The organism is Candidatus Pseudomonas auctus, from assembly GCF_048654275.1.
GTDB lineage: Bacteria > Pseudomonadota > Gammaproteobacteria > Pseudomonadales > Pseudomonadaceae > Aquipseudomonas > Aquipseudomonas pharyngis.
In genome coordinates this window covers 124,141-147,911 of sequence record NZ_JBJYZK010000009.1, presented here as the reverse complement: position 1 = coordinate 147,911, position 23,771 = coordinate 124,141, and the positions used below count along the sequence as shown (strand labels likewise).

At 62.1% G+C, this 23,771-nt stretch carries 20 protein-coding genes; 9 read left to right on the top strand and 11 right to left on the bottom strand.

Annotation, left to right across the window (positions count from 1 at the left end; genetic code table 11):
* Positions 1–23: 23 nt before the first annotated feature.
* Positions 24–2,657, top strand: a complete 2,634-nt coding sequence (locus ACKUG4_RS18110; RefSeq protein ID WP_445434533.1) for an excinuclease ABC subunit UvrA — start codon at positions 24–26, stop codon at positions 2,655–2,657.
* A gap of 51 nt (positions 2,658–2,708) precedes the next feature.
* On the opposite strand, the gene ACKUG4_RS18105 is transcribed toward ACKUG4_RS18110, so the two are convergent.
* The 7 genes from ACKUG4_RS18105 to ACKUG4_RS18075 form a co-directional block, all read right to left on the bottom strand.
* Positions 2,709–4,652: a PAS domain-containing hybrid sensor histidine kinase/response regulator gene (locus ACKUG4_RS18105; RefSeq protein ID WP_445434532.1), complete on the bottom strand. Its 1,944-nt coding sequence runs from the start codon at positions 4,650–4,652 to the stop codon at positions 2,709–2,711.
* Positions 4,642–5,517, bottom strand: a complete 876-nt coding sequence (locus ACKUG4_RS18100; RefSeq protein ID WP_085646818.1) for a sensor histidine kinase — start codon at positions 5,515–5,517, stop codon at positions 4,642–4,644. Before ACKUG4_RS18100 ends, ACKUG4_RS18105 begins: the two co-directional genes overlap by 11 nt.
* Positions 5,510–6,520 carry an ATP-binding protein gene (locus ACKUG4_RS18095; RefSeq protein ID WP_445434587.1) on the bottom strand — a complete coding sequence of 337 codons (1,011 nt, stop codon included), beginning with the start codon at positions 6,518–6,520 and terminating at the stop codon, positions 5,510–5,512. The genes ACKUG4_RS18100 and ACKUG4_RS18095 overlap by 8 nt, the downstream gene beginning before the upstream one ends.
* Positions 6,517–6,921 carry an anti-sigma regulatory factor gene (locus tag ACKUG4_RS18090; protein ID WP_039768856.1) on the bottom strand — a complete coding sequence of 135 codons (405 nt, stop codon included), beginning with the start codon at positions 6,919–6,921 and terminating at the stop codon, positions 6,517–6,519. Before ACKUG4_RS18090 ends, ACKUG4_RS18095 begins: the two co-directional genes overlap by 4 nt.
* Positions 6,918–7,280 carry an STAS domain-containing protein gene (locus tag ACKUG4_RS18085; protein ID WP_011334518.1) on the bottom strand — a complete coding sequence of 121 codons (363 nt, stop codon included), beginning with the start codon at positions 7,278–7,280 and terminating at the stop codon, positions 6,918–6,920. The genes ACKUG4_RS18090 and ACKUG4_RS18085 overlap by 4 nt, the downstream gene beginning before the upstream one ends.
* Positions 7,281–7,283: 3 nt before the next feature.
* The gene (locus tag ACKUG4_RS18080; protein ID WP_064597079.1) at positions 7,284–8,135 is read right to left on the bottom strand and encodes an STAS domain-containing protein; all 852 of its coding nucleotides are present in this window, start codon (positions 8,133–8,135) and stop codon (positions 7,284–7,286) included.
* A gap of 240 nt (positions 8,136–8,375) precedes the next feature.
* Positions 8,376–8,897: a DUF4142 domain-containing protein gene (locus ACKUG4_RS18075; protein ID WP_085646817.1), complete on the bottom strand. Its 522-nt coding sequence runs from the start codon at positions 8,895–8,897 to the stop codon at positions 8,376–8,378.
* 205 nt (positions 8,898–9,102) lie between these two features.
* On the opposite strand from ACKUG4_RS18075, the gene ACKUG4_RS18070 reads away from it, so the two are divergent.
* A complete protein-coding gene (locus ACKUG4_RS18070) occupies positions 9,103–9,345 on the top strand; it encodes an HP1242/YdcH family protein (RefSeq protein ID WP_064597076.1) in 243 nt (80 codons plus the stop codon).
* A gap of 109 nt (positions 9,346–9,454) precedes the next feature.
* On the top strand, positions 9,455–9,625 hold the full coding sequence (locus tag ACKUG4_RS18065; RefSeq protein ID WP_445434531.1) for a hypothetical protein: 171 nt from the start codon (positions 9,455–9,457) through the stop codon (positions 9,623–9,625).
* A 108-nt stretch (positions 9,626–9,733) separates the two neighbouring features.
* Here ACKUG4_RS18065 and ACKUG4_RS18060 read toward each other — a convergent pair whose 3' ends face one another.
* The 4 genes from ACKUG4_RS18060 to ACKUG4_RS18045 form a co-directional block, all read right to left on the bottom strand.
* Positions 9,734–10,750, bottom strand: a complete 1,017-nt coding sequence (locus tag ACKUG4_RS18060; RefSeq protein ID WP_371857713.1) for an SMP-30/gluconolactonase/LRE family protein — start codon at positions 10,748–10,750, stop codon at positions 9,734–9,736.
* Between the two features lie 56 nt (positions 10,751–10,806).
* Positions 10,807–11,952 (bottom strand): SRPBCC family protein, encoded by a 1,146-nt coding sequence (locus ACKUG4_RS18055; RefSeq protein WP_445434530.1) that lies wholly within the window; start codon positions 11,950–11,952, stop codon positions 10,807–10,809.
* Positions 11,953–12,061: 109 nt separating this feature from the next.
* A complete protein-coding gene (locus tag ACKUG4_RS18050; protein WP_039768849.1) occupies positions 12,062–12,925 on the bottom strand; it encodes a LysR family transcriptional regulator in 864 nt (287 codons plus the stop codon).
* A 238-nt stretch (positions 12,926–13,163) separates the two neighbouring features.
* Positions 13,164–14,882 carry a hydrogenase maturation protein gene (locus ACKUG4_RS18045; RefSeq protein WP_445434529.1) on the bottom strand — a complete coding sequence of 573 codons (1,719 nt, stop codon included), beginning with the start codon at positions 14,880–14,882 and terminating at the stop codon, positions 13,164–13,166.
* Positions 14,883–15,180: 298 nt separating this feature from the next.
* Between ACKUG4_RS18045 and ACKUG4_RS18040 the strand changes: the two genes are divergently transcribed.
* The 6 genes from ACKUG4_RS18040 (at position 15,181) to ACKUG4_RS18015 (ending at position 23,665) form a co-directional block, all read left to right on the top strand.
* On the top strand, positions 15,181–15,687 hold the full coding sequence (locus ACKUG4_RS18040) for a sigma-70 family RNA polymerase sigma factor (protein WP_011334510.1): 507 nt from the start codon (positions 15,181–15,183) through the stop codon (positions 15,685–15,687).
* A complete protein-coding gene (locus ACKUG4_RS18035; protein ID WP_085646812.1) occupies positions 15,684–16,631 on the top strand; it encodes a FecR domain-containing protein in 948 nt (315 codons plus the stop codon). Before ACKUG4_RS18040 ends, ACKUG4_RS18035 begins: the two co-directional genes overlap by 4 nt.
* 91 nt (positions 16,632–16,722) lie before the next feature.
* Positions 16,723–19,647, top strand: coding sequence for a TonB-dependent receptor domain-containing protein (locus ACKUG4_RS18030; protein ID WP_445434528.1), 2,925 nt, complete (start codon positions 16,723–16,725; stop codon positions 19,645–19,647).
* Positions 19,648–19,916: 269 nt separating this feature from the next.
* A complete protein-coding gene (locus tag ACKUG4_RS18025) occupies positions 19,917–20,393 on the top strand; it encodes an antitoxin Xre/MbcA/ParS toxin-binding domain-containing protein (protein WP_172829488.1) in 477 nt (158 codons plus the stop codon).
* Positions 20,390–20,893 (top strand): RES family NAD+ phosphorylase, encoded by a 504-nt coding sequence (locus ACKUG4_RS18020; protein WP_064597057.1) that lies wholly within the window; start codon positions 20,390–20,392, stop codon positions 20,891–20,893. Before ACKUG4_RS18025 ends, ACKUG4_RS18020 begins: the two co-directional genes overlap by 4 nt.
* Positions 20,894–21,010: 117 nt before the next feature.
* On the top strand, positions 21,011–23,665 hold the full coding sequence (locus ACKUG4_RS18015) for a TonB-dependent receptor (RefSeq protein ID WP_445434527.1): 2,655 nt from the start codon (positions 21,011–21,013) through the stop codon (positions 23,663–23,665).
* Positions 23,666–23,771 lie beyond the last annotated feature (106 nt).

Here is a 23,771-nt window from a genome sequence, read left to right as displayed (position 1 = left end):
AATCCCCTGACCAAGGCTGGCCGATGACTTCCAGACGCAATTCCAGTTCTGCCGCCGGCATGGTTCGCGTGCGCGGTGCCCGTGAACACAATCTGAAGAACGTGGACGTCGACATTCCTCGCGATGCACTGGTGGTGTTCACCGGGGTGTCGGGTTCGGGCAAGTCGTCGCTGGCGTTTTCGACGCTGTATGCCGAAGCCCAGCGGCGCTATTTCGAATCGGTGGCGCCCTATGCGCGGCGGCTGATCGATCAGGTCGGCGTGCCGGACGTCGATTCCATCGAAGGCCTGCCCCCGGCCGTGGCCCTGCAGCAACAGCGCGGCACGCCGAGCACGCGCTCGTCGGTGGGCAGCGTCACCACGCTCTCGAGCCTGATCCGTATGCTGTACTCGCGCGCCGGCAGCTATCCGCCGGGTCAGCCAATGCTGTATGCCGAGGATTTTTCACCGAACACGCCACAAGGCGCGTGCCCGCAATGCCATGGACTGGGCCGGGTTTACGAGGTCACCGAGGCGTTGATGGTGCCCGATCCGAATCTGACCATCCGCCAGCGCGCCGTGGCCTCCTGGCCGCTGGCCTGGCAGGGGCAGAACCTGCGCGACATCCTGGTGACCATGGGCATCGATGTCGATATCCCGTGGCGCAAGCTGCCGAAAAAACAGCGTGACTGGATCCTCTTCACCGAGGAAACACCGACCGTTCCGGTGTACGCCGGGCTGACGCCGGAAGAGACCCGCGTCGCCCTCAAGCGCAACATGGAACCGAGCTATCAAGGCACCTTCACTGGCGCCCGGCGCTATATCCTGCACACGTTCACCCATTCGCAAAGTGCGCTGATGAAGAAGCGCGTGTCGCAGTTCATGATCGGCAGCCTTTGCCCGCTGTGCGATGGCAAGCGCCTCAAGCGCGAGGCGCTGTCGGTGACGTTTGCCGGGCATGACATCGGCGAGTTGTCACGGATGCCGCTGCTGCAAGTCGCCGAAGTCTTGAAGCCGGTGGCGGACGCGAGCTGGCTGGAACACGCCGATGAAAGCGGTGAAACCCTGACCCACAGCCAGACCCGCGAAGCCCGCCAGCAACGCGTGGCTCATGGCGCCAGCGGCCACGCCAACGCGCCGGACGTGCGCCATACGCCGAACCTGTCGCTGGAAAAACGCCTGGCCGCGCAGCGCATTGCCGAGGACTTGCTGGAGCGGGTCAGCACCCTGACCGATCTCGGGCTCGGATATCTGGCGCTGGAGCGCAGCACGCCGACCCTGTCGTCCGGCGAATTGCAACGCCTGCGACTGGCCACTCAATTGGGCTCGCAATTGTTCGGCGTGATCTACGTGCTCGACGAACCCTCCGCCGGCCTGCACCCGGCTGACGGCGAGGCGCTGTTCGAAGCCTTGCAGCGCCTGAAAGCCGACGGCAACAGCGTGTTTGTGGTCGAGCACGATCTGGACACGATGCGCCGCGCCGACTGGCTGATCGACGTCGGCCCGGCGGCCGGTGAAAAGGGCGGGCAGATTCTCTACAGCGGCCCGCCACCGGGGCTGGCCGCGATCGAGGACTCGCAGACCCGCGCCTATCTGTTCGCCGAACATCAACGGCCGAACCGCGCCGCGCGCAAACCGTCGGGCTGGCTGAAGCTCGACGGCGTCACCCGCAATAACCTGAATAACCTCAGCGCCGAATTCCCCTTGGGCTGTTTCACCTCGGTCACCGGTGTTTCCGGTTCGGGCAAATCCAGTCTGGTCAGCCAGGCGCTGCTGGAACTGGTCGGCGCACAACTCGGGCGCAGCGTCAGTGACGCCGAGCCGGAAGAACTCAATCTGGAAGACGATACCCCGTCTGCCAGCACCGGCCAGGTCAGCGCCGGGCTGGAGTCGATCAAGCGTCTGGTGCAGGTCGATCAGAAACCCATCGGCCGCACGCCGCGTTCGAATCTGGCGACTTACACCGGGTTGTTCGACAACGTGCGCAAGCTGTTTGCCGCGACCGATGAGGCGAAAGCCGCGGGTTACGACGCCGGGCAGTTTTCCTTCAACGTTGCCAAGGGACGCTGCCCGACCTGCGAAGGCGAGGGCTTTGTCAGTGTCGAATTGCTGTTCATGCCCAGCGTTTATGCGCCGTGCCCGACCTGTCACGGCGCGCGTTACAACCCCGAGACCCTGGCCATTGTCTGGCAGGGCTTGAGCATCGCGCAGGTGCTGAAACTGACGGTGGACGAAGCGGTGACGGTGTTTGCCGAGCAACCGGCGATCCGCCGTTCGCTGGAGGTGCTGCGCGACATCGGCCTCGGTTACCTGCGCCTCGGGCAACCGGCGACCGAGTTGTCCGGCGGCGAAGCCCAGCGCATCAAACTGGCCACCGAACTGCAGCGCAACCAGCGTGGCGCGACGTTGTATGTGCTGGATGAACCAACCACCGGGTTGCACCCGCGCGATGTCGACCGCTTGCTGGAGCAACTGGATACGCTCGTGACGGCGGGGCACACGGTGATCGTGGTCGAGCATGAAATGCGCGTGGTGGCGCAGAGCGACTGGGTGATCGACATTGGTCCGGGCGCCGGGGATCAGGGCGGCAAGATCGTCGTGGCCGGGACGCCGCAGAAAGTGGCGGCGAGCAAGAAGAGCCGGACTGCGCCGTTTCTAGCCCGTGCCTTGAACCGATAACTGCGTCGCCTAGGCGGGCCTCATCGCGGGCTTGCACGCAATGGCGGTGTATCAGGCGCCGTCGAGCGTGCGGCGCACCTTGTCCAGCAACTCGCGGATCTGGAACGGTTTGACCAGCATCTCCATGCCGGCCCCGAGGAACACCTGGCGGTTGATCGCGGTTTCCGCGTAACCGGTCATGAACAGGATCGGCAGCGCTTCACGCCAGCCCCGGGCAACGTCCGCCAGTTCACGGCCGGTCATGCGAGGCAGACCCACATCGGTCAGCAGCAGGTCGATCGACGGGTCGTTCTGCAAGCGTTCCAGTGCGGTTTCGATGTCGCCGGCCTGGGTGCAGCGGTAACCGGCGTCCTCCAGCACTTCGGTGACGAACAGGCGCACGGCCGGCATGTCTTCGACGATCAACACATGTTCGCCCGAGCCTTGCGGATCGATGGTCACAGGGGCCACATCGACAGCGGTCGGATCACTGGTGGCCGGCAGCATGATCGTCACTTCGGTGCCGCGTCGCGCCACGCTGCGGATGTGCGCATCGCCACCGGATTGACGAGCGAAACCGTAGATCGTCGACAGCCCCAACCCGGTGCCCTGGCCCAGCGGTTTGGTGGTGAAAAACGGCTCGAACACCTTATCGATGACGCTGTGCTCGATGCCGGTACCGTCATCGCGCACCGATAGCGCCACATAGGAACCATCGGCGAGGTTCGGGTCGCCGTGGGAATACGCCGCGTAAGTGCTGACCCAGATATTGCCGCCCCGTGGCAATGCGTCCCGGGCGTTGATCACCAGGTTGAGCACTGCGCTTTCGAGCTGGATCGGATCGACCAGCGCGATGGCAGGTTTGGTGGTCATTTCCAGTTTGAGGGCGATGCGTTCGCCGATGGTGCGCACCAGCAATTCTTCCAGCGAGCGGACGTGCTTGTTGATGTCCACCGGACGGGTGTCGAGCGGTTGCTGGCGGGCAAAAGCCAGCAGGCGATGGGTGAGCGAGGCCGCGCTCATCGCCGAACTCAGGGCCGCTTCGGCATAGAACTGGACCTTGTCCGGGCGCGCATCGGCGACGCGTTTCTGGATCAGTTCGAGGCTGGTGATGATCCCGGTCAGGAGGTTGTTGAAGTCGTGGGCGATGCCGCCGGTGAGTTTGCCCAGCGCATCCATTTTCTGTACTTGCAGCAGTTGCGATTCGGCACGCACCCGGTCGGCGACTTCCTTGGCCAGTTGCGTGGTGGTGTCGTCCAGCCGCGCCAGGTGCGAACGTTCGCGGTGACGGTGTTCAGTGACGTCTTCGACGAACACCAGGCTCAGTTTCGGGGTGCGGTAGGGGGAAATTTGCCACTCGGTCTCACGGATCTCGCCCTGCACGCGCATGTTCAGCGTGCCTTTCCAGCGTTCGCCATCCACCAGCCGCAGGCGCAGTTCGTCGAGGATCGCGCTCTGATCCTCGGCGAAGCATTCGCTGAGGGTCTGCGGGTCGCGGTTGTCTTGGATCAGTTGGGAGAAAGCGTGGTTGCACTCGTGGACTTTCAGGTCGGCATCCAGCACCGCGATGGGCGCGGAGATGTTGACGAAGATCTCGCGGAAACGCGCCTCGCTTTCGCGCAACGCGTTCTCCGTGTCGCGCACCCGAAGCAGGGTGCGCAATGTTGCCAGCAGCACATCGGGATCGACCGGGTGAATCAGATACGCATCGGCCCCGGCATCGAGGCCGGTGATGATGTCGCCGGTCTGGATCGACGCGGCCGACACGTGGATCACCGGGAGCAGGGCGGTGCGGGCGTCGGCGCGCAGTTCGCGGACAATATCGAAGCCGCTCATGTCCGGCAGGTTGACGTCGAGAATCAACGCGTCGAGCTTTTCACTGGCGATCAACGCCAGGCCTTCGCCACCGGTGCCGGCCTCTGACACCTCATAGCCGTGGCGTTCCAGCCGTCGGCGCAAGGCGTAACGGGTGGCGACGTTGTCGTCGACAATCAACAGACGGATGTCATGTTTCATCGACGCTCTCCTGGGCGATCGCCAACGGGATGATCACGAAAAAGCACGAACCCACGCTCGGGGTACTCTGGACGCCGACCTCGCCACCGAGCAATTCGGCGAAGCGTTTGCACAGGGACAATCCGAGCCCGGTGCCGCGCAGGCGTTTTTGCAAAGGAGAGTCAACCTGTGAAAAGTCCTCGAACAACGTGCCGTGCAGTTCGGGGGCGATGCCGATGCCGGTGTCGCTGACGGCGAACCGCACCTTGTCCTCACCTTCAAGGCGCGCCGAGATCCGGACTTCGCCACGGGTGGTGAATTTCAGCGAGTTGGAAATGAAGTTGCGCAGAATCTGCGCGAGCTTCTTGTCGTCGGTATAGAGACGCGGCAGGCCTACCGGCTCCTCGAAAATCAGGTCGACGGCGGTGGCGTCGACAATCGGCCGGAACATTCCGCGCAACGCCGCGAACAGGTCGAACATGTCGAACCACGCCGCAGAAATACTGATGCGTCCGGCCTCGATCTTCGCCAGATCGAGCAGGTCGTCGACCATGTCACTGAGTTCCCGGGCGGCGCTGCTGACGAAGGCCACCTGTTTGTGCTGCTCGGGGCTGAGCGGGCCGTCGAGTTCGTCGGCCAGCAGGCTGTTGATGCTCAGGATCGAGCCCAGCGGTGTGCGGAACTCGTGACTCATGTACGACAAGAAGCGGCTTTTCAGGTCGGACGCCTGGCGCAGTTGTTCGGCCTGGGTGTCGAGTTCGGCGTACAGCGCGAGTACGCCCTGATTGGTTTCGTCGAGCTCTTCACGCAACGCAGCGGTTTCGCTCTGCAACTGGGCGATCAACGCAGCCTGTTCGGCATTGCTCAGTGTCGGGGACTCAGCCATGGGCTGCCTCCAGGGCAACGACCAGCACCGTTACATCGTCGCGCCCGCGACAGAAATCGCGGTGCAGGACGGTGGCTATCACGGCGGGATGGCGATGCACCAGACCGGGGTAGTCTTGAAGGTTCCAACGGGACTGCAAGCCATCGCTGTACATGATCAATAGATGTCCGTTCACGTGAGCATAGTCAAAGGGCTGGGCTTTTCGGTATTGGCCGCCGACTATCCCTGGATGCGAGGCCAGTCCGCGCGACTTGTCGGAGGCGATCAGGCTGGCACCGATGTTACCGACACCGGTGAACGACAGACTGGCACGCCCTGCGTGAAACTGCGCGAATGCCACTGCGCCACCCCGGCTCCCGATCATCTCGCGGTGCATGTCTTCCATCAGCAGCGTCGGCGCTCCGAACGGGCTCAGGGCAAAGGCTTTCTCTCCTGCACGGGCCGCACGCTCGGCGTCCTCGCCATGGCCCAGACCGTCGACGATCAGGGCACTGATGTCACGGCCATGAATCGCCAGATGCCAGACGTCGCCGCAGGCTGGATCGTTGTGCAGCGAGTGCTGGCTGACTCCATACGGCAGATCCGCTTGACGGTCGCTGCGCGGGTACAGACGAGCCAGCAGCACGGCGCCGCGATGATCGGCAAATACGTCGAAGATATCCGCCTGTCGAGCCACTGCACCGAGGCCGATGCCCTGAGTGCCACCGGTGGAAAAGCCGTCCGCCAGACACGCGTCCAGATCAAACCCCTGGGCACGGTCGACCGCAATCATCTCGATGCCGTCGTCACCCTGACGGGGCAACAGGCGCAGGTGCAATTCCCCGCGCCCGGCATGCTTGAGCACATTGCTCGCCAGCTCCGTGGCCACCAGCGCGACGCGGCCGGCATCGCTTTCGCCAAAACCGTGTTGCTCGGCCAGACGCTGGGCCGTACGCCGGGCATGGCCGATCTGGCTGCTGTCCTCGATCACCAACACCTGGGTCAATGTCCCGCTGATGTTCATGTCCATCGGGTGATCGTTATGCGAGTGCCTTTGCCGGGCTCGGTGTCCAGTTCAAATTCGTCCACGAGACGCTTTGCCCCGGTCAGGCCCAGGCCCAGACCGCTGCCGGAGGTCCAGCCGTCGGTCATCGCCAGTTTGATGTCGGGAATGCCCGGGCCTTCGTCGCGGAACGTCAGGCGCAGGCCGACCTTGTGGTTGTCGTCGAGGATCTGCCAGTCCATGTCGCCACCCCCGCCATACACCATGGTGTTGCGCGCCAGCTCGCTGACGGCGGTCACCAGTTTGGTCAGGTCGATCAGGCGCATGCCGCATTCGGTGGCCAGTTTGCGCGCCTGTTGCCGGGCCAGCACCACGTCCTGCTCGATGTTGATCGGTTGGGTACCGCTGCTGCGCACGGTCATTGCTGGCGTACTCGTTCCTGCAGCAGTTTCATGCCGCGCTCGACGTTCAGCGCGGTACTGACGCCCGGCAGGTACAGACCGAGCTCGACCAGGGTAATGGCGACCGCCGGCTGCATGCCGACGAGCATGGTTTCGGCATCCATGATTTTCGACAGGCCGGAAATGGTGCCGATCATCCGGCCAATGAACGAATCGACCATGTCCAGCGCCGAGATGTCGATCAGCACCCCGCGCGCGGAGGTTTTGCTGATGCGTTCGGACAGGTCGTCCTGGAGGGTGAGGGCGAGTTGGTCGTGCATGTCGACCTGGATGGTCACCAGCAGGAAGTCACCCATCTGAAGAATCGGGATACGTTCCATTGTTCAGACCGTCTTGGTGAGGGTGATGCCCAGACGGGTCAGGGCCAGCTTCAGTGCGTCGGCCAGATTGGCTTTGGTGACCACGCCTTGCAGGTCGAGGCCCAGGTGGACGATGGTCTGCGCAATCTGCGGACGCACGCCGCTGATGATGCAGTCGGCGCCCATCAGGCGGATCGCGGTCACGGTCTTGAGCAGGTGTTGGGCGACCAGCGTGTCGACGGTCGGCACGCCGGTGATGTCGATGATGGCGATTTCCGAGCCGGTGTCGACGATGCGTTGCAGCAGCGATTCCATCACCACTTGGGTACGTTGCGAGTCGAGGGTGCCGATCATCGGCAGCGCGAGCACGCCGTCCCACAGCTTGACCACCGGGGTCGACAACTCCAGCAGTTCTTCCTGCTGGCGCTTGATCACCGCTTCACGGGACTTCTGGAACGTGCGAATGGTGTACAGGCCGAAAGCATCGAACAATTCGGAAATTTCCCAAAGCTGTTCGGCGAGCAGGGCGGGCTGGTCCTGATAATGGTTTTGCAGCAGGGCGAACAGCGGGCCCTTGAGCGAGAAAATGAAGCTGGCGGTCTGCTGTGAATCCTGACCGAGCTGGGCACGGCTGTGGGAGAGTTTTTCGAGGAACTGGCGCATGCCTTCCCAGCCCGGCGCGGTGATGTTGGTGCCGCTGTCGTTTTTCAGGCCACTGACCACCAGTTGCAGGAATTCACTGGTCTGCTGCTGCAAGTCGTGTTCTTTGAGATTGCGGGTGGCGCCGCTGTCTTGCAGTCCCTTGATCCATTCGCCCAGCAGTTGAACCTGATTGTTTTTAATCGCATCGAGTGTGCTGTTCTGCAGTGCTGCCATGTGCCTGTTGCTCCATTGCGAATTGGGGGCCGGTTCTTCGGGAAATGACCGGCGCGAAGTGAATGACCTTGGCCGTTCGAAATAGTTGTTCGTTCCCCCGAGGATATTTTTGATCTGCCGCAAGTAACGCACCCGTAACTCTAGTCGGCGCGGCCAGGAATGCTGATCTCTTGCCTGCAACAAAGCCCCAACGCAAAGAGGCCGCGTCCAATGGAGGCGGCCTCTTTGCGTACCTGGCGATTACTTGCTGGGGTGTTTGGCCTGCAGCTCTTTGGCGTGGGCCAGGTGTTTCTCCAGTGCCGGCAGCATTTTCTGCGCAAAGGCTTTGAGTTCGGTGGCGCCTTTGACTTTGTCGTCGGTCACGGTGTTGGCTTGTTTCTTGAACAGCTCGATGGTTTCTTCGTGAGCCTTCACCTGATTGTTGGCATAGGCGGCGTCGAACGACTCATCACGGACTTCGAGTATTTTTTCCTTGGCCTGTTTGACCAGGGTCGTGGTGTCCGGCACCTCGATGTCGTTGGCCTTGGCAATCGTCGCCAGTTCATCGTTGGCCTTGCCGTGGTCGGTGATCATCATGTTGGCAAACGCTTTGATGTCGGCGGATTGGCTTTTTTCCAGCGCCAGGCGACTGGTTTCGATTTCGGCGATGCCGCCGGCCGCTGCGTTGTCGACAAAATCGTTGTCGGTAGCGGCGAAAGCCGAGCCAATGCCGGTGCTCAACGCAACGGCCAGAAAGAGATGACGCAGTTTGAATCCGTCCATTGGTGTTTCTCCACGCAGGTTTTTGTGAGCGTTATTCAATGGAGGGAGTTCGCCGACCAAAGGTTTTATCGCATTTGCGAATGGGCGACGAACGGACACCGCTGGTCTGACAGGTGGTCGACAGAAGTGGCCAACCGAGGCCATTCTGATACTTGGCCAGCGCAATCGGTCGCGTTGGCTGCCGATCAACTGACGGAGGTGTTCCATGCCGGTGACCCATGATTTGTTACAGGACTTGAAACTTACAAAGGAAGAGATCCAGCAACGACGCACCGCGGATCCACATCTGGATGCACTGATCAACAAGTATTCCCAGGCGGACGCCGACGTCGTCAAGGCCGAGACGGCGACTTCGGATGCGCCCAGTGACGACACCCTGAAGAAACTGAAAGAGAAACGCCTACAGGTCAAAGACAAGATCGTCGAGCAGTTGCAGGCTCGATCCTGACCGTCAGTCGCACCACCGGCCTGCGGTGGTGAATTGACTGGAACGACAGCCCCGACCGGCACCTCGAATGTTCAGAGTCTTCACATTGCGACTCTCAACGAGGTGCCTTATGAAAGATCCAAAATTCCCCAGTGAAGAACAGGGCGCATTCGACCCGGTTCCCACCCATCCCGAGCCCAACAGTCCGGCGCATACCGTCCGTAATCCTGAAGAGGACCGCAAGAGCGAGGAAGTGCCGGAGGACGAAGACCCGGAAACCTTCGATAGATCCAGTAACTGACTATCCGCTATCGCCAGCAGGCTGGCTCCCACATTTGGGATGCAAATTCTTTGTGGGAGCCAGCCTGCTGGCGATAGGGCCAGTCGACTCAATACAAAGTCCAGGGCCTCACTTCAAGGCGGCGTCCAATGGCATCCGCGCCATGTGCGTCGCCTTCAGCGAGCCGAAATACAACCAGTCGCCATACTCGCGCACCGTGGTGATCGGCGAGTAATTGCCAGCGCTGGCATCCTGCAGATTGGCGATCACCTTGCCCTCCAGATCCAGCCCCAGCACGAACCCGCGCTTTTCCACCGGTTTGGGCAGCACGGTCATCGCCCGCACCAGCATCTTGCGCACGAAAGGGTGGGCGGCGGTGCGGTCGAGCAACGGATTGCGAGGCGTGTACAACGCCACCCAGAAACGATCCCGACCATTAAACGCCAGGTTGTCCGGCAGCCCCGGCAGGTTGTCGATGAACAGATCGTGGGTGCCGGCCTTGGGCCCGGTCAGCCAATAGCGGCTGATACGGTAGGCGCCGGTTTCGTTGACCAGCACATAGGCGTCTTCCGGGCCGAGGGTCACGCCGTTGGCGAACTCCAGCCTGTCCAGCAATACGCTGGTTTTTCCGGTCTGGAAGTCGTAACGCAGCAGGCGCCCGTCGCCGCCATGCTCGATGATCGCTTCGCCATCGTGGCCATAACCCCAGCGACTGGAGGCATCGCTGAAGTAGGCGTAATGCCCGGACTTGTCGATGGCCACGTCATCGGTAAACCCGAACGGCAGGCCATTGGCTTCGGTGGTCAGCGCCACCAGTTGCCCCTGTGCATCAAGGGATAGCAAACCCTTGACCCCGTCGGCGATCACCAGCAAACCGTTGGGATGCCGCGCCAGCCCCAGCGGCCGGCCGCCGGTATCGGCCAGCACCTTGCGCTGCTGGCCATCGAGACTGGTGCGCAGCAGGCGTCCGTCGTGCAGTCCGGTGATCAGAAAGTCGTTTTCCAGCAGCAGCGCTTCCGGGCCTTCGATGTTACTCGGGCCGACTTGCGCCGCGCCCTTGAGCCGCTGATTGTCAGCGTACTGGCCCTCGGTCAGCGAGGGCGCCGGTTGCGGCGTCCAGGCCACGGGCTCGACCCTGGTCGGCATCAACAGCAAAAAGCCCAGAACCCCGACAACCAGCAGCAACACCAGATAACGCCATCTCACACGTGGGCTCCCGCGAGTGCGAGATGCCGGGTGGCCATGTCGCGCAGGGCCAGCATCGACGTTGCCGACTCGCGCTCGATGCGCCGCTTGAGCAGCAGATGGTTGGCGATGCGCAGGCCGATCCCTTCGAACTGGTAATCGAGGGTGCGCACGAACCGCGTGGCAGCGTTGTGCGCCGAGCATTCATAGGTCAGCCGCAACGACAGACCCTGATCACCCTGGGCCCGGGCGCACCAGCGTCGGCCGGGCAGGTACTCGGTGACCTCCCAGCGCAAATGCCCCTCGCGACCGCCGGCGTGAATGTCCTCGTCGAATCGCGCACCGGCATGCAACGCACCGCTCGGGCCGTCGATCTTCAGCGAAGACGGGTGCCACTCCGGCCAGCGACTGACGGTGGCGGCGTAGGCGAGGACGGCAATCGGATCACCGGCGATATCGACTGTGTGCTGCATGCGGGTCATGGGCGTTCTCGAATCGGTCAAAGGGGCGATTTCCGGCTCCCGGTAGAGGGTGCCGAACAGGTAGTCCATCAGCGGAAAAACGATATTGAAATTACGCTCCTGCATGTGCTCGCGACGGTGATGCAATTCGTGCAGACGGCGCATCTGGCGGATCCACGGCAGGCGGGTCAGCGGGTTCTGCGGCGGCAGATGCTCGCATGCGTGAAACACTTCATAGGTCAGGTAACCGAACACCATGCAGCCACCGAACAGTCCGGCGACGTTGCTGTTGACCTGCGCGAACAGCCACCACAGGGGCAGGGTGATCGCCAGCGTGTGCAGGACAATCAGCCAGGCCGGGAACAGGATCACCCGCCAGTCGCGGGCGCCGTCGTAGGTCATGTGGCCGGGGGTGAAGAAACTGTGATGATCGCCGGCATGCCGGGCGTAGAACATCCGCGCGAAGCTCTTTTTGTGGTGGCCGAGGTGGCGGTGCACCATGTACACGCCGAAATTGAAGAACAGCAGGGTCAGCGGCACGGTCAGCCATTCCAGCGGCCGCACCTGGTGCACGCTGCTCCAGAACGCGCCGATGGCCAGCATGCCGAACAGCAGCACGAACGCGCCGTGCAGCCATGGGTTGTAGCGGGGATGAATCGCCGCCCGGTAGCGGCTGCGAAATGCCTCGGTGGTCTGCCTCACTGCGCTCACCTGCGGATATTGTCGTTATCCCGGCAGCGTAGCCGATCCGGCCGTTTGTGCAGCGCCAACCTTCAGGTCACAAGTGCCATGCTCCGGTGCATAGCGGCCGTCAGCTCAACGGGTTCCAGCGCTGCGACCAGTCGTCATCGGCTCTGATCACCTCACGCAGCAGGTCGAACGCCTGTTGCAGGATCGCCGAGTCACGGTCGCGGGAGTAGACGAGGTAGGTCGGGTAGCCGAATTCCGGGGCTTTGGTCACCGGCTCCAGTGCGCCGCTTTCCAGATAAGTACGCACGACCCGGGTCCGGAAATAGCCGCTGCCGCCGTTCTCCAGAATGTATTGCAGGGCCAGCGGGCCGAGGTTGAAGCTCAGGGCAGCCTTGGCTTTTTCCGGCAGGGCGGCGTCGTGCTGGCGGCGGAAATCCGGGCCCCAGTCGATGTACACGTAAGGGGCAGGGCGGCCGGGCGTGGTCACCAGAATCAGTTTCTCTTCCAGCACTTGCTCGACCTGTAGCCCCGGCCAGTATTCCGGCTGATAGACCAGCGCCGCATCGAGCACCCCCAGTTCTAGCTGACGCAGCAGGTTTTCACCATCGCGGATCTCCATGCGCAAGGCGTGGCCGGGGATTTTCTCGCGCAATTCGGCGGCCCAACTGAGCATCAACGGGTTGCACAGGCTGACCTCGCCACCGATGTGCAGCACATTGTGATAGCCCTCGGGCAAGGGCAGGTCGCGGCGTGCGGCTTCCCAGGTCTGCACCAGCTGATTGGCGTAGACCACGAAGGCCTCGCCGTTGGCGGTCAGCCGCGCACCGGCACGGTTGCGCACGAACAGCGTGCTGCCCAATTGGCTTTCGAGTTTCTGGACCCGGGCGGTGATTGCCGTTTGCGTGACAAACAGCTTTTCAGCCGCCGCGGCGAGGCTGCCGTGGCGGACGATTTCCAGAAAGGTGCGGGCGAGGTCAATGTCCATGGGCGGGCCGGTGGTTGAGGTTGGGGCATTGTAAGTCAAAAGCCCCTCACCCTAGCCCTCTCCCGGAGGGAGAGGGGACTGACCGAGTTGTCTTGCGCTGTACATCGACCTGAAAAATCGTGTCGATTATGGATTCAAAGCAGATCTTTCAAGTCGATGTAACTCCTCAATTTCCCCCGATCGGTTCCCTCTCCCTCCGGGAGAGGGCTAGGGTGAGGGGAAAAACAGACGCCGCCGATCAACTGACCAGCTCGGTATCAACCACCCGCGCCCATTCCTCCACCAACCGCGCCGGCGTGCAGCAAGTCTTGCGCTTATACACAAAATTCCGGCACTTCTCGGCAAACTGATTGCGGTTGTACAGCATGTCTTCCTGCATCTCCTGCAACTCAGCCTCGCGGCACTGACGAATCAACACATGATCGACCCGCAGCTTGCGTTCGCGCACCGGCGCATAAGTCGGATCGCTCAGCACGCTGTTGGCCCGTTGCAGCAGCCACAGCGAGAACTCGTCCGGGCAGCGCGGGCCGATTTCCTGAACCATGCCCAGTTGCAGCGCCTGAGCCGCGCTGACCGGCAGACAGGCCTGGGTCAATTGTTCCGCCATGGCCGGGCCGACGGCGCGGGGCAGGCTGTAGGTCCAGTATTCCGAGCCATACAGGCCCATGCTCTTGTAATGCGGGTTAAGCACGATATCGGCGCGGGCAAACACAATGTCAGCCGCCAGGGCGAGCATCACACCACCGGCGCCGGCATTGCCGGTAACCCCGCTGACCACCAGTTGCCGTGCGCTGAGCAATTCTTTGCACACATCATCGATGGCCTGGATGTTGGCCCAGGCTTCGGCACCCGGATCTTCGGCGGCCTGGATCACATTCAAATGCACACCGTTGGAAAAACTGCCGCGACCGCCCTTGATCAACAGCACCTGAGTGTCGCGGGATTTGGCCCAACGCAGCGCCTCGGCCATACGCTGGCATTGCTCGGTGCTCATGGCGCCGTTGTAGAACTCCAGCGTCAGCTCGCCGACCTGACCGGACTCGCGATAACGAATCGGCTGATACATCTCGTCAGTGAACGGCGCGTTGGCAATCGACCAGTCCAGCACCGGCACGCCAGACAACTTCCCGGCCAGTACATGCCGCGCCGGACGCTTGAAGGTTTCTTCGCCCGGTTGCGGTTTGCGCCGCAGCGAGCCGATCCACAGGCTGTGATCACCGGTCGCCACCAGTACCGCGTCGTCGTGTACCGCGAGAATCTCGCCGGGCATGCCGGTGCGATGATCGAGGTGTGCGTCGTACACGTAATACTGCCCGCCGGCCAGGCTGGCGAGTACGCCGGGCTGGCCGTCCGCCGCATCGATGCAGCGCTTGATGAAGCGCGAGCAGTCGTGCCAGCTGAAGGTGCGATCGTCCTGTTTCATGTTCGGCTGCAAGCGTCCACGAACCTTGGGATCGTTGTAGTCCAGCGCCACCGGCACGAAGCCGTCGATGAATTTTTCCACCACCTCACGGATGCAACGGATCGCCGCGTCGCTGACTCGCCCGTTGTACAGCTCGGATTTGCGCAGGCCGGTCGGCAGGTTGAATTCGCAGGTGGCCCAGACCGGGCCGGCGTCCATTTCTTCCACCGCTTGCAGGGCGGTCACGCCCCAGGACGGCAGCTCGCGCATGATCGCCCAATCCAGTGCGCTGGCACCGCGATCGCCGACGATGCCCGGGTGGATGATCACCACCGGACGCTGCGGGTTGCTCCACAGCGCGTGGGGAACGCGGTCCTTGAGGAAAGGGCAGATCACCAGGTCAGCGCCGCTGTTTTCGATCTGTTCGCACACGGCGGCTTCATCGGTGAACAGCACCACACTGGGTGAGTGCCCGGCTTGGCGCAGTTCCAGCCACGCGCGCTGGGTCAAGCCGTTGAACGCCGACGACAGAAGAATGATGTTGAGTGATCGCATGATTGCTCTTCCTTGAAAGTTCAGCCGCAGGCTCCCGGTGAGCCGTCCGTGGCTATCGATGGAGGCGCAAGGTTAGAGACTGGCGTGGGGGGCGCCACTGATCGAGATCAACGTTGTGTCAGGCAATGTTGCCGTGCCGACGGCGTGCCTTATTCTCAAAGGTTTGCTGATCCTGATTTTTTATTACTTCAAATGTATCCGGCGCTATTGCACAGTCGCACCCTTGATCACCGCCGGAAGATCCCGGCGTATCCATGGATTTTCGCAGCGGGTGGAGCCCGTTTTCAGGGAGTAAGGCATGGGGAGTCACAACCCGCATTACCAGGTCATCGGGCAAATGTTCCAAAAGGACTACCGATGGTTGTGCGCGGCGGTCAGTCGTACCCTCGGCTGCCCGCACAGCGCGCAGGACATCGCTTCGGAAACTTTTCTTCGGGTTTTGGCACTGCCCGATCCGCTGGCGATTCGCGAACCCCGCGCGCTGTTGACCACGATTGCGCGGCGGCTGGTCTATGAAGGCTGGCGCCGGCAGGATCTGGAGCGCGCTTATCTGCAAAGCCTTGCCTTGGCGCCGGAACCGGTGCACCCGTCGCCCGAGGAACGGGAATTGGTGATCGAAACGCTGCTGGCGGTGGATCGCTTGCTCAACGGCCTGTCGGCCAAGGCCAAGGCTGCATTTCTCTATCACCAGCTCGATGGCCTGACCTACAGCGAAATCGGCGAACGCCTCGGCGTGTCCACCAGCCGAGTGCAGCAATACATGGTCGAGGCATTCAAACGTTGCTATCAGGCGATGCAGGCATGAGGCCGGACGACACGCTGATCGACGAAGCCGCGCAATGGATGGCGCTGCTGCAATCGGGGCACGTCAGCTTGCAGGAGCGCGCGGCCTTCGACGCCTGGCGCACGGCGGATCCACGGCATCAGCAAATCATCGAGCAAATGGGTGGCGGGTTGAACCTGCTGCGCCATGCTAACCTGCGCGGCTTGCCGCGTGAAAGTGTCCTGCACAGCCTGAATGCGCCGTCCAGTCGGCGTCGATTCCTCAGCGGCAGTTTGAGTGTGCTCGGGATCGCGGTGCTGGCGGGTCTGCTCGGGCGACGCTATGGCTGGCTGCCGGAGGCCGGCGAGTTGTCGACCGGAACGGGCGAGCGTCGGGCGTTCACGCTGGAGGATGGCAGCGCCCTGACCCTCAATGCCCGCAGCCGCGTGGTGCCGCGCTTCAACAATCTTGAGCGTCTGCTGGACTTGCGCAGCGGTGAACTGCTGATCGATGTGGCGAAAAATCTGGGACGCCCCTTTGTGGTCGAAACCGAGCATGGGCGGATGCGCGCGCTCGGGACCAAATTCCTGGTGCAGCGCGGTGAGGATTCAACGCGGCTGGTGATGCTGCATTCACAGGTCGAAGTGGTCACCGCCAGCGGCGCGCGGCAAGTGGTGGAGGCGGGCGAAAGTCTGCTGTTCAACGCTCAGGAAATCCTCGCGCTGGAACACAGCAAAGGGCAGGAAAGTGCCTGGGTGCAAGGGCGGCTTGAAGTGCGTGATCGCCCCTTGAGCGAAGTCATCGACAGCCTGCGCAGCTACCGTCGCGGCATCCTGCACCTGAGTCCCGAGGTCGCCGGTTTGCGCCTCAGCGGTCTCTATCCGCTGGACGACAGCGACCGCACCCTGCAGCTGCTGGAGCGTTCTCTGCCGATCCGTGTCACCTGGCACAACCCGTACTGGGTCAGCATCGAAGCACGGTTATAAATCCATAACTTCCCGGTCTATCCGCGACCCTATAAAAAGCGCCGGCCCGCTGCTCATTCCCTGCAGACGCCTTCAACAGGGAAGCCCCTCGATGTTCTCATTCAAACAACAACAATTGTCCCGCCTGACGCTGGCCATCGTGCTGGCGACGGGCATGGTTCCGGTCGCCGTTCAGGCACAAGACGCCGCCGCTCAGGTCTTTACCTTCGACATTGCCGCCGGGGCCCTCGACGAGGTGCTGCTGGACATCTCGCGCCAGACCGGCGTGCCGATTTCCTTCAGTCAGAATCTGGTGCAGGGCAAGCGCAGCAGTGCGGTGCGCGGCGCATTGGGTGGCCGCCAGGCGGTGGAGAAGGCCTTGATCGGCAGCGGCCTGCAAGTCGAGCAGGGCAGCCAGGGCCTGAGCATTCGCCCGGCCGATACGCCGAGTGCCGCGCCGGCCAAGGCCGCTGCCGTGGCACCCGCCAGAACTGCCGATTACCGCATGGAAAAAGTCACCGTCACCGGCTCGCGCATTGCCCGCGCCCAGAGCGATGGTGCGACCCCGGTCAACGTCATCACCCACGAAGAGATGGAAGCGCGCGGCTACAAGAACGTCTACGACGCCCTCGCCACGCAAACCCAGAACACCGGCATGACCCAGGGCGAAGACTACGGCAACACCTGGCAACCGGCGGCCAGCGCCCTCAACCTGCGCGGCCTCGGCCCCAACCACACGCTGGTGCTGATCAACGGCCGACGGGTCGCCGATTACCCGACGCCGTATGACGGCAAGGTCAACTTCACCAACCTGGCGAACATTCCGTCGGCGATCATCGAGCGCATCGAAGTGCTCAGCAGCGGCGCATCGGCGATCTACGGTTCGGACGCGATTGCCGGGGTGGTGAACATCATCCTCAAAGACAAAATGAATGGCGTCGACGTCAACCTCAAGGGCGGCACCAGCGAGCGCGGCGGCGGTGACAACCAACGCTTGCAGATCAGCGGCGGCGGCAGTTGGGGCGACTTCGACGGGTTGTTCGGGCTCGAACTGACCAACCGCGATCCGATCTGGGCCGATGATCGCGGCTTCATGCAGAGCGGGCCTTTGGCGGATGTCGGCTACCGTCGCGACCTGACCAACAACCGCTACCTGGGACCCGGCTGTGGCGCGTATCAGGGCACGTTCGACAACAAGCTGTTCAACAGCGGCGGACGTTGCCGCACCGATCAGATCTACAACGATTACTGGACGGTGCAGACGCAAAAGGAAAACTACGACGGCTACACCCGTGGCACCTGGCATTTCAGCGACAGCGGGCAGGTCTTCGCCGATTTGATGTACGGCCTCGATCACATCCAGAACAACACACGGGGCCCGAGCTTCACCTCGCCGGATTTCATCAACCAGAACAGCGGCAATCTGGAGCGTTGGTATCGACGCTTCGGCGAAGAGGAAATCGGTGGGCGCACCAGCAACAACAGCAAGTGGCGCGACACCTCCTGGACCGGCACCCTGGGCCTTTCGGACAAGATCGCCGACACCGGGTGGAACTATGAACTGGCGGCCAACCGGTCCGAGTACAAAAGCGTGCGCACCACCCGTTACACGCCGCTGTCGTCGATCCAGGATTTCTACCTCGGCCCGCAGCTGGGCACCCGTGACGGTTACCCGGTGTTCGCGCCGGATGCCTCGCGCCTCGACCGGCCACTGACAACCCAGGAGTGGGAGCAGTTTCGCGGCAACCTGACGCAGAGCAGCAAGTCGGTTTCCACCAGTTACAACGCGTCGGTCAACGGCGAGTTGTTTGACCTGCCCGCCGGTCCGGTGGGATTCGCCGGGGTGCTGGAGGCGGGCAAGCAGGAATACCGCATCGACCCGGATGACAGCCTCAACGACGGCAGTTTCTACGGCGTGACGCCTGCGCAAAGCTCCGGCGGCTCGCGCAAGCGTTATGCGGCCGGTGGCGAGTTCAGCATTCCGGTCACCGACACGGTGCTGGCGACAGCGGCAGGGCGCTGGGACCAATACAAATTCAGCGGCCGCACCGAGCAGCAGAAAACCTACAACCTCGGCCTGGAATGGCGGCCGGTGACCAGCCTTTTGGTGCGCGGCAGCTACGGCACCAGTTTCCGCGCGCCGGACCTGAACTACATCTATCAGTCCGACAGCAACGGTTACTACCCGGCGCAGATCGACTATTACGGCTGCAGCCAGGGCGTGGAGGGCGCCTGTGATCGCGGGCGGGTCGATTACACCCAAAGCGGCACGGCGGATCTGGAATCCGAACGCGGCAAATCCTGGACCTACGGTTTCGTCTGGTCGCCGTCGCGCAACTTCGATTTCTCCACGGATTTTTGGCGGGTGGAGATCGATGACCTGCTGACCACCGTCGACGAAAACCGTCTGCTGCAGCAAGAGAACGAATGCCGCAATGGCACCCAGGACATCAACTCGGCCAACTGCCAGTCGACCCTGGCGCGTGTCGATCGCAATCCCGGCAATGCCGCTGTCGATCCCAATCAGTTGCAACGGGTACGGGTGAACGCGATCAACGCCGCCAGCGAACGGGTCAGCGGCCTGGACTTCAAAAGCAACATCCGCTGGGGCGCCGGGCAGTACGGCGCGTTCAGTTCGGCGCTGGGTTACACCCTGGTGCTCTCGCATTACTACAAGGAATCGGACGAGGCGCCGACCCAGGACTGGCGCACTTCGCGCACCAACTACGACTGGCGCAGCAAGGTCAACGCCAGCCTGACCTGGGATTACCAAAAGGCCACGGTAACGCTGATGGGGATTCGTTACGGCTCGGTCACCAATGGCGCGGGCGACGGGCGTCTGTCGCCGTGGACGGTGTTCAACGCCAGTGCGCGGTACAAGCTCAACGACCGGGCAAGCGTCGGGCTGACCGTGAACAATGTGCTCAATCAGGTCAAGCATGACGACTCGGCGGGATGGCCGTATTACCCCACCGGCAACTACGACCCGTACGGGCGCCAGTGGTGGCTGGATGTGAGTTATCACTTCGGCAGTTGAGGACGGAATAATGCCCGGCAGCGTCCTACGGAAGTTGCCGGGCTTTGGGCGAAAACGGGGATATTTCCGACGACTTTTTAAGGTTGGCCGTCGGAAGCGGGGCCTATAGCATCGGTCGTGACATGAAGTCACTGACCGGCCTGGAGACTCGGGCCCCTGACATTGGATGGATTATGCGAATCCCACATCTCGAGCACGAAAACTCTACTTATTCCCCTCGTGATTCCTGGCGCCACGATCACGCCAGATGCCCTATGGAGGGTGTTCCGATGCCCCAAGCGAAAGCACCCCGGTTTACGGGGCTGAAGAAGGTCGAGGGGAAGCCTGTTGAGGTGTTGCTGAACGGCCGGATATGGGACAGAGACACCATGCACATTGTTGGTTACGCGCGGGAAGGTTTTGATCTGCGGGACGTTGTGAACATGATTTCAACATCCGAGCTCTACCGGGAAAGCGAGCTTGTGCAGCTCATCACCGGAAAGTCCGTCAGAACCGTGCGGCGCTTGCTGAATAGTGGCGAGCCGACGCGAATGAGCCGACAGCAGAGCATGATCGCTTTTCAGTATGCGCACGCTCTTGAGTCCGCTATCGAGGTGTTCCACGATCAGCCGAGCGCCGAGGAGTGGATGAGCAAGGCGACCAAATGGTTAAACGGTTACAGACCCGTTGCATTGATCGAAAGCTCACTGGGGTATCAATCGGTCATTGCTTATCTGCACCGGATTAAATACGGGGTTTATCAATGAACCCGCTGCCTTGGGACGACCGCTGGTATGCGTGGCGTTTGGACCCTGAGCTTTACCGGTGCACATGGGACAGCGGCATCGGTTCAGAACTGCAGGGCGGGCGATGGAACCGGCCCGGCCGCCGTGTCGTTTATGCTTCGATCGATCCATCTACAGCCATTCTGGAGGTGGCCGCTCACGGGAGTTTCAACGCACTTGATAGAAGTCCCTATGTGCTGACGTGCTTTGAGGTGGTCAGTGAGGCGCTTGTGAAAATCGTGCAACCCGAGGAGCTGCCCAACCCCTACTGGATGAGTCCCGCACAGGCCTCGCCCAACCAGCAGGATTTTGCCGACGCGTTGCTCGCCGAGCACCCGTTTGTACTGATTCCATCGGCAGCCACCCGGCACTCGTGGAATTTGCTGGTGAGCTGCGATTTGGCAGAGGGGCAATTCAGGATGGTCTCGCAAGAGCGATTCGGGCTGGATACGCGATTGCTCAAGGACGCGGAACTGGTATGAAAAATCACGCGCGTCTTTTTGCATAACCTCAGCACCCAACGGTCTAAATCGCGCCCTATAAAACCCTGTCTGCCATCGCACATCCCTGCATAAACCAAAACGCAGGGATGGCTGTTCATGATCCATTTTTCACCCGTTAAATCCCCTTTGAGCCTGGCCTTGCTGCTGGCGATCAACACGTTGCCGGCAGTCGCTGCCGACAGCACGGCAAACGAACCGACCACCCAACTGCAACGGGTCGAAGTCACCGGCACCGCGATCCGCCGGGTCGATGCCGAAACCGCCGTGCCGGTCACCATCCTGCGGGTCGAGGAGTTGCAGAAGCAGGGCGTGACCACCACTGAAGAGCTGGTCAACCGCATCTCGGCCAACCAGTCTTCGGTGGGCTCCGGGCGCTCGGTGGGGTCGAGCAGCGGCGGGGCGTCCTATGCCGACCTGCGGGGCATTGGCCCGAACAAAACCCTGGTGCTGCTCAACGGTCGGCGTCTGAGCAACAACGCGACCAATGCGATCAATGGCTCTGGCGTCGACCTCAACACCATTCCGTTCGCCGCCATCGACCGGGTGGAAGTGCTGCGCGACGGCGCTTCGGCGCTGTACGGTACCGATGCCATCGGCGGGGTGATCAACTTCATCACCAAGACCAGCCTCACCGAAGGTCAGATCAGCACGAACTACGACACACCGACCCATTCTGGCGGCGGCGAAAGTCGCAATTTCAGCGGCAGTTGGGGTTTTGGCGATTTACAGGACGATCGCTTCAACGTTTTCGGCGTGGTGAGTTACGACAAGCAGAATCGCCTGGCCGCCGATGATCGTGGCTACACCTATAACTACCAGCCAGGGCGCGGTCTGGATTACACCTCCGGCACGGCATCGCCCGCCAACTGGAGCCAGGGCAGCAATGCCACCAACCCGCTGGCCGGTTCCGGTTGCAATGCGCCGGGGCTGTTGTCGCGAAACGGTATCTGCCGCCAGAGCCTGTGGAGCTACCTGGATCTGGTGCCGGAAACCGAGAAGACCTCGGCCTTCGCCAAGGCCACCGGCAAGCTGTCGGACGATCACAACGTCAGCCTCGAATACTTCTGGGCGCGCAACGAAAACCGTACCCAGATCGGGCCCGGCACTTTGATGGGCAATCAGGTCAACCCTGGCACGGCGTTCTATCCGGGGAACGGCATTACGCCCGGACCGAGCGGTTTTGCCCTCGACCCTACGCAACCGGTGGACGTGAACTGGCGTGAAACCGCCGTCGGTGCCCGTCAGCATGAGGACGACAACACCGGTCAGCGCCTGCTGTTGAGCTTCGACGGCACCCTGGTCGGGTGGGATTACAACCTCGGCGCGTCGTACAACCAGAACAAAGTGGTCAACACGATTCGCAGCGGTTATGTGAACGACCGTGCCGTCAGCCAGGGCATCGCCAACGGTGTGATCAACCCGTTCGGCCCGCAGACCGCTGCCGGTTCGGCATTACTGGCAGCCAACGAGGTAAATGGCGATTACGCGACGGCAGTGGGCCGGGTCAAGGCGATTGACGGGCGCATCAGCCGCGAGATCGGCGACTGGTTTGGTGCAGGGCCTTCGGCACTGGCGCTGGGCGGTGAGTACCGCAAGGAAGATTTCCATCAGGATTTCGCCGCGTTTGCCGGCGACGTGCAGAGCCTGGGTGTTGATCCCAACGGCAGCGTACAAGGGGATCGCAGCGTCTCGGCGCAGTACGCCGAGGTCAACGTGCCGGTGCTCGACAGCCTGGAACTGTCCGCCGCCGTGCGCCACGACAAGTACAGCGACTTCGGCAGCACCACTAACCCGAAATACTCGTTCCGCTTCCAGCCGTTCAAGGAACTGGTGGTGCGCGGCGCCTATAGCGAAGGTTTCCGTGCGCCATCGCTGTACGAGTTGTACAACCCGACGTTTACTTCGTTCACCAACGCCAACTACAACGACCCGCGCCTGTGCGCTGGAGGCAACCCGAGCAACGGCGGCATTGCCAACCGCGACTGCGCCCAGCAGTTCAATCGCACCTCCGGCGGCAACACCGACCTGAGCCCGGAGACCGCGCGCAACGTCACCCTCGGTTTCGTATATCAGCCGTTTGATCGCCTGACCACCGGCCTGGATTTCTGGTGGATCGACATCGCCAACCAGATCGCCGAGTTCCCCGAATCGGCGGTGTTCGAGAACCCGGAGCTGTACCCGGAGCGCCTGATCCGCAAGCCCGACGGTTCCATCGATCACATCGTCACCGGGCTGGCCAACCTCGGCAAGATCAAGACCAACGGCGTCGACGTGAGTTTCGACTATCGCCTGCCGAGCACGCCGTACGGTGATTTCGGCATCGGTCTGCAAGGCACTTACGTGACCCGTTATGACTATCAGCAGCAGCTCAAGGGTGACTACATCGACAAGCTCGGCGATTTTCGCGGCGGCGACTTTGCCTCGGCCGGCGCCGTGGCCCGTTGGCGTCACAGCCTGACCGGCAGCTGGAACTACGGCCCGCTCGGCGCAAGCCTGACCAACCGCTACACCAGTGGTTACCACGACTCGGATCGCGAGACTCACGATTACGTCGGTTCGTACAACGTCTGGGACGTGGCCGGCACCTACACATGGCGCAAGACCCTGGCGGTGACCCTCGGGGTGAAAAACCTGTTCGACCGCGAGCCGCCGTTCAGCAACCAGACCTACACGTTCCAGAGCGGCTACGACCCGAAATACGGCGACCCGTTTGGCCGCACGCTGTACACGCGGGTCAATTACAAGTTCTGAAAATGATCGGTCGTGGCGGGTTTTAGTCACTTATCGTTCTAAACCCCGCCCTATAAAAAATGCCTGCCTGCTGCACATCCCAGGTAGGCAGGAGGTGTGGTGACTG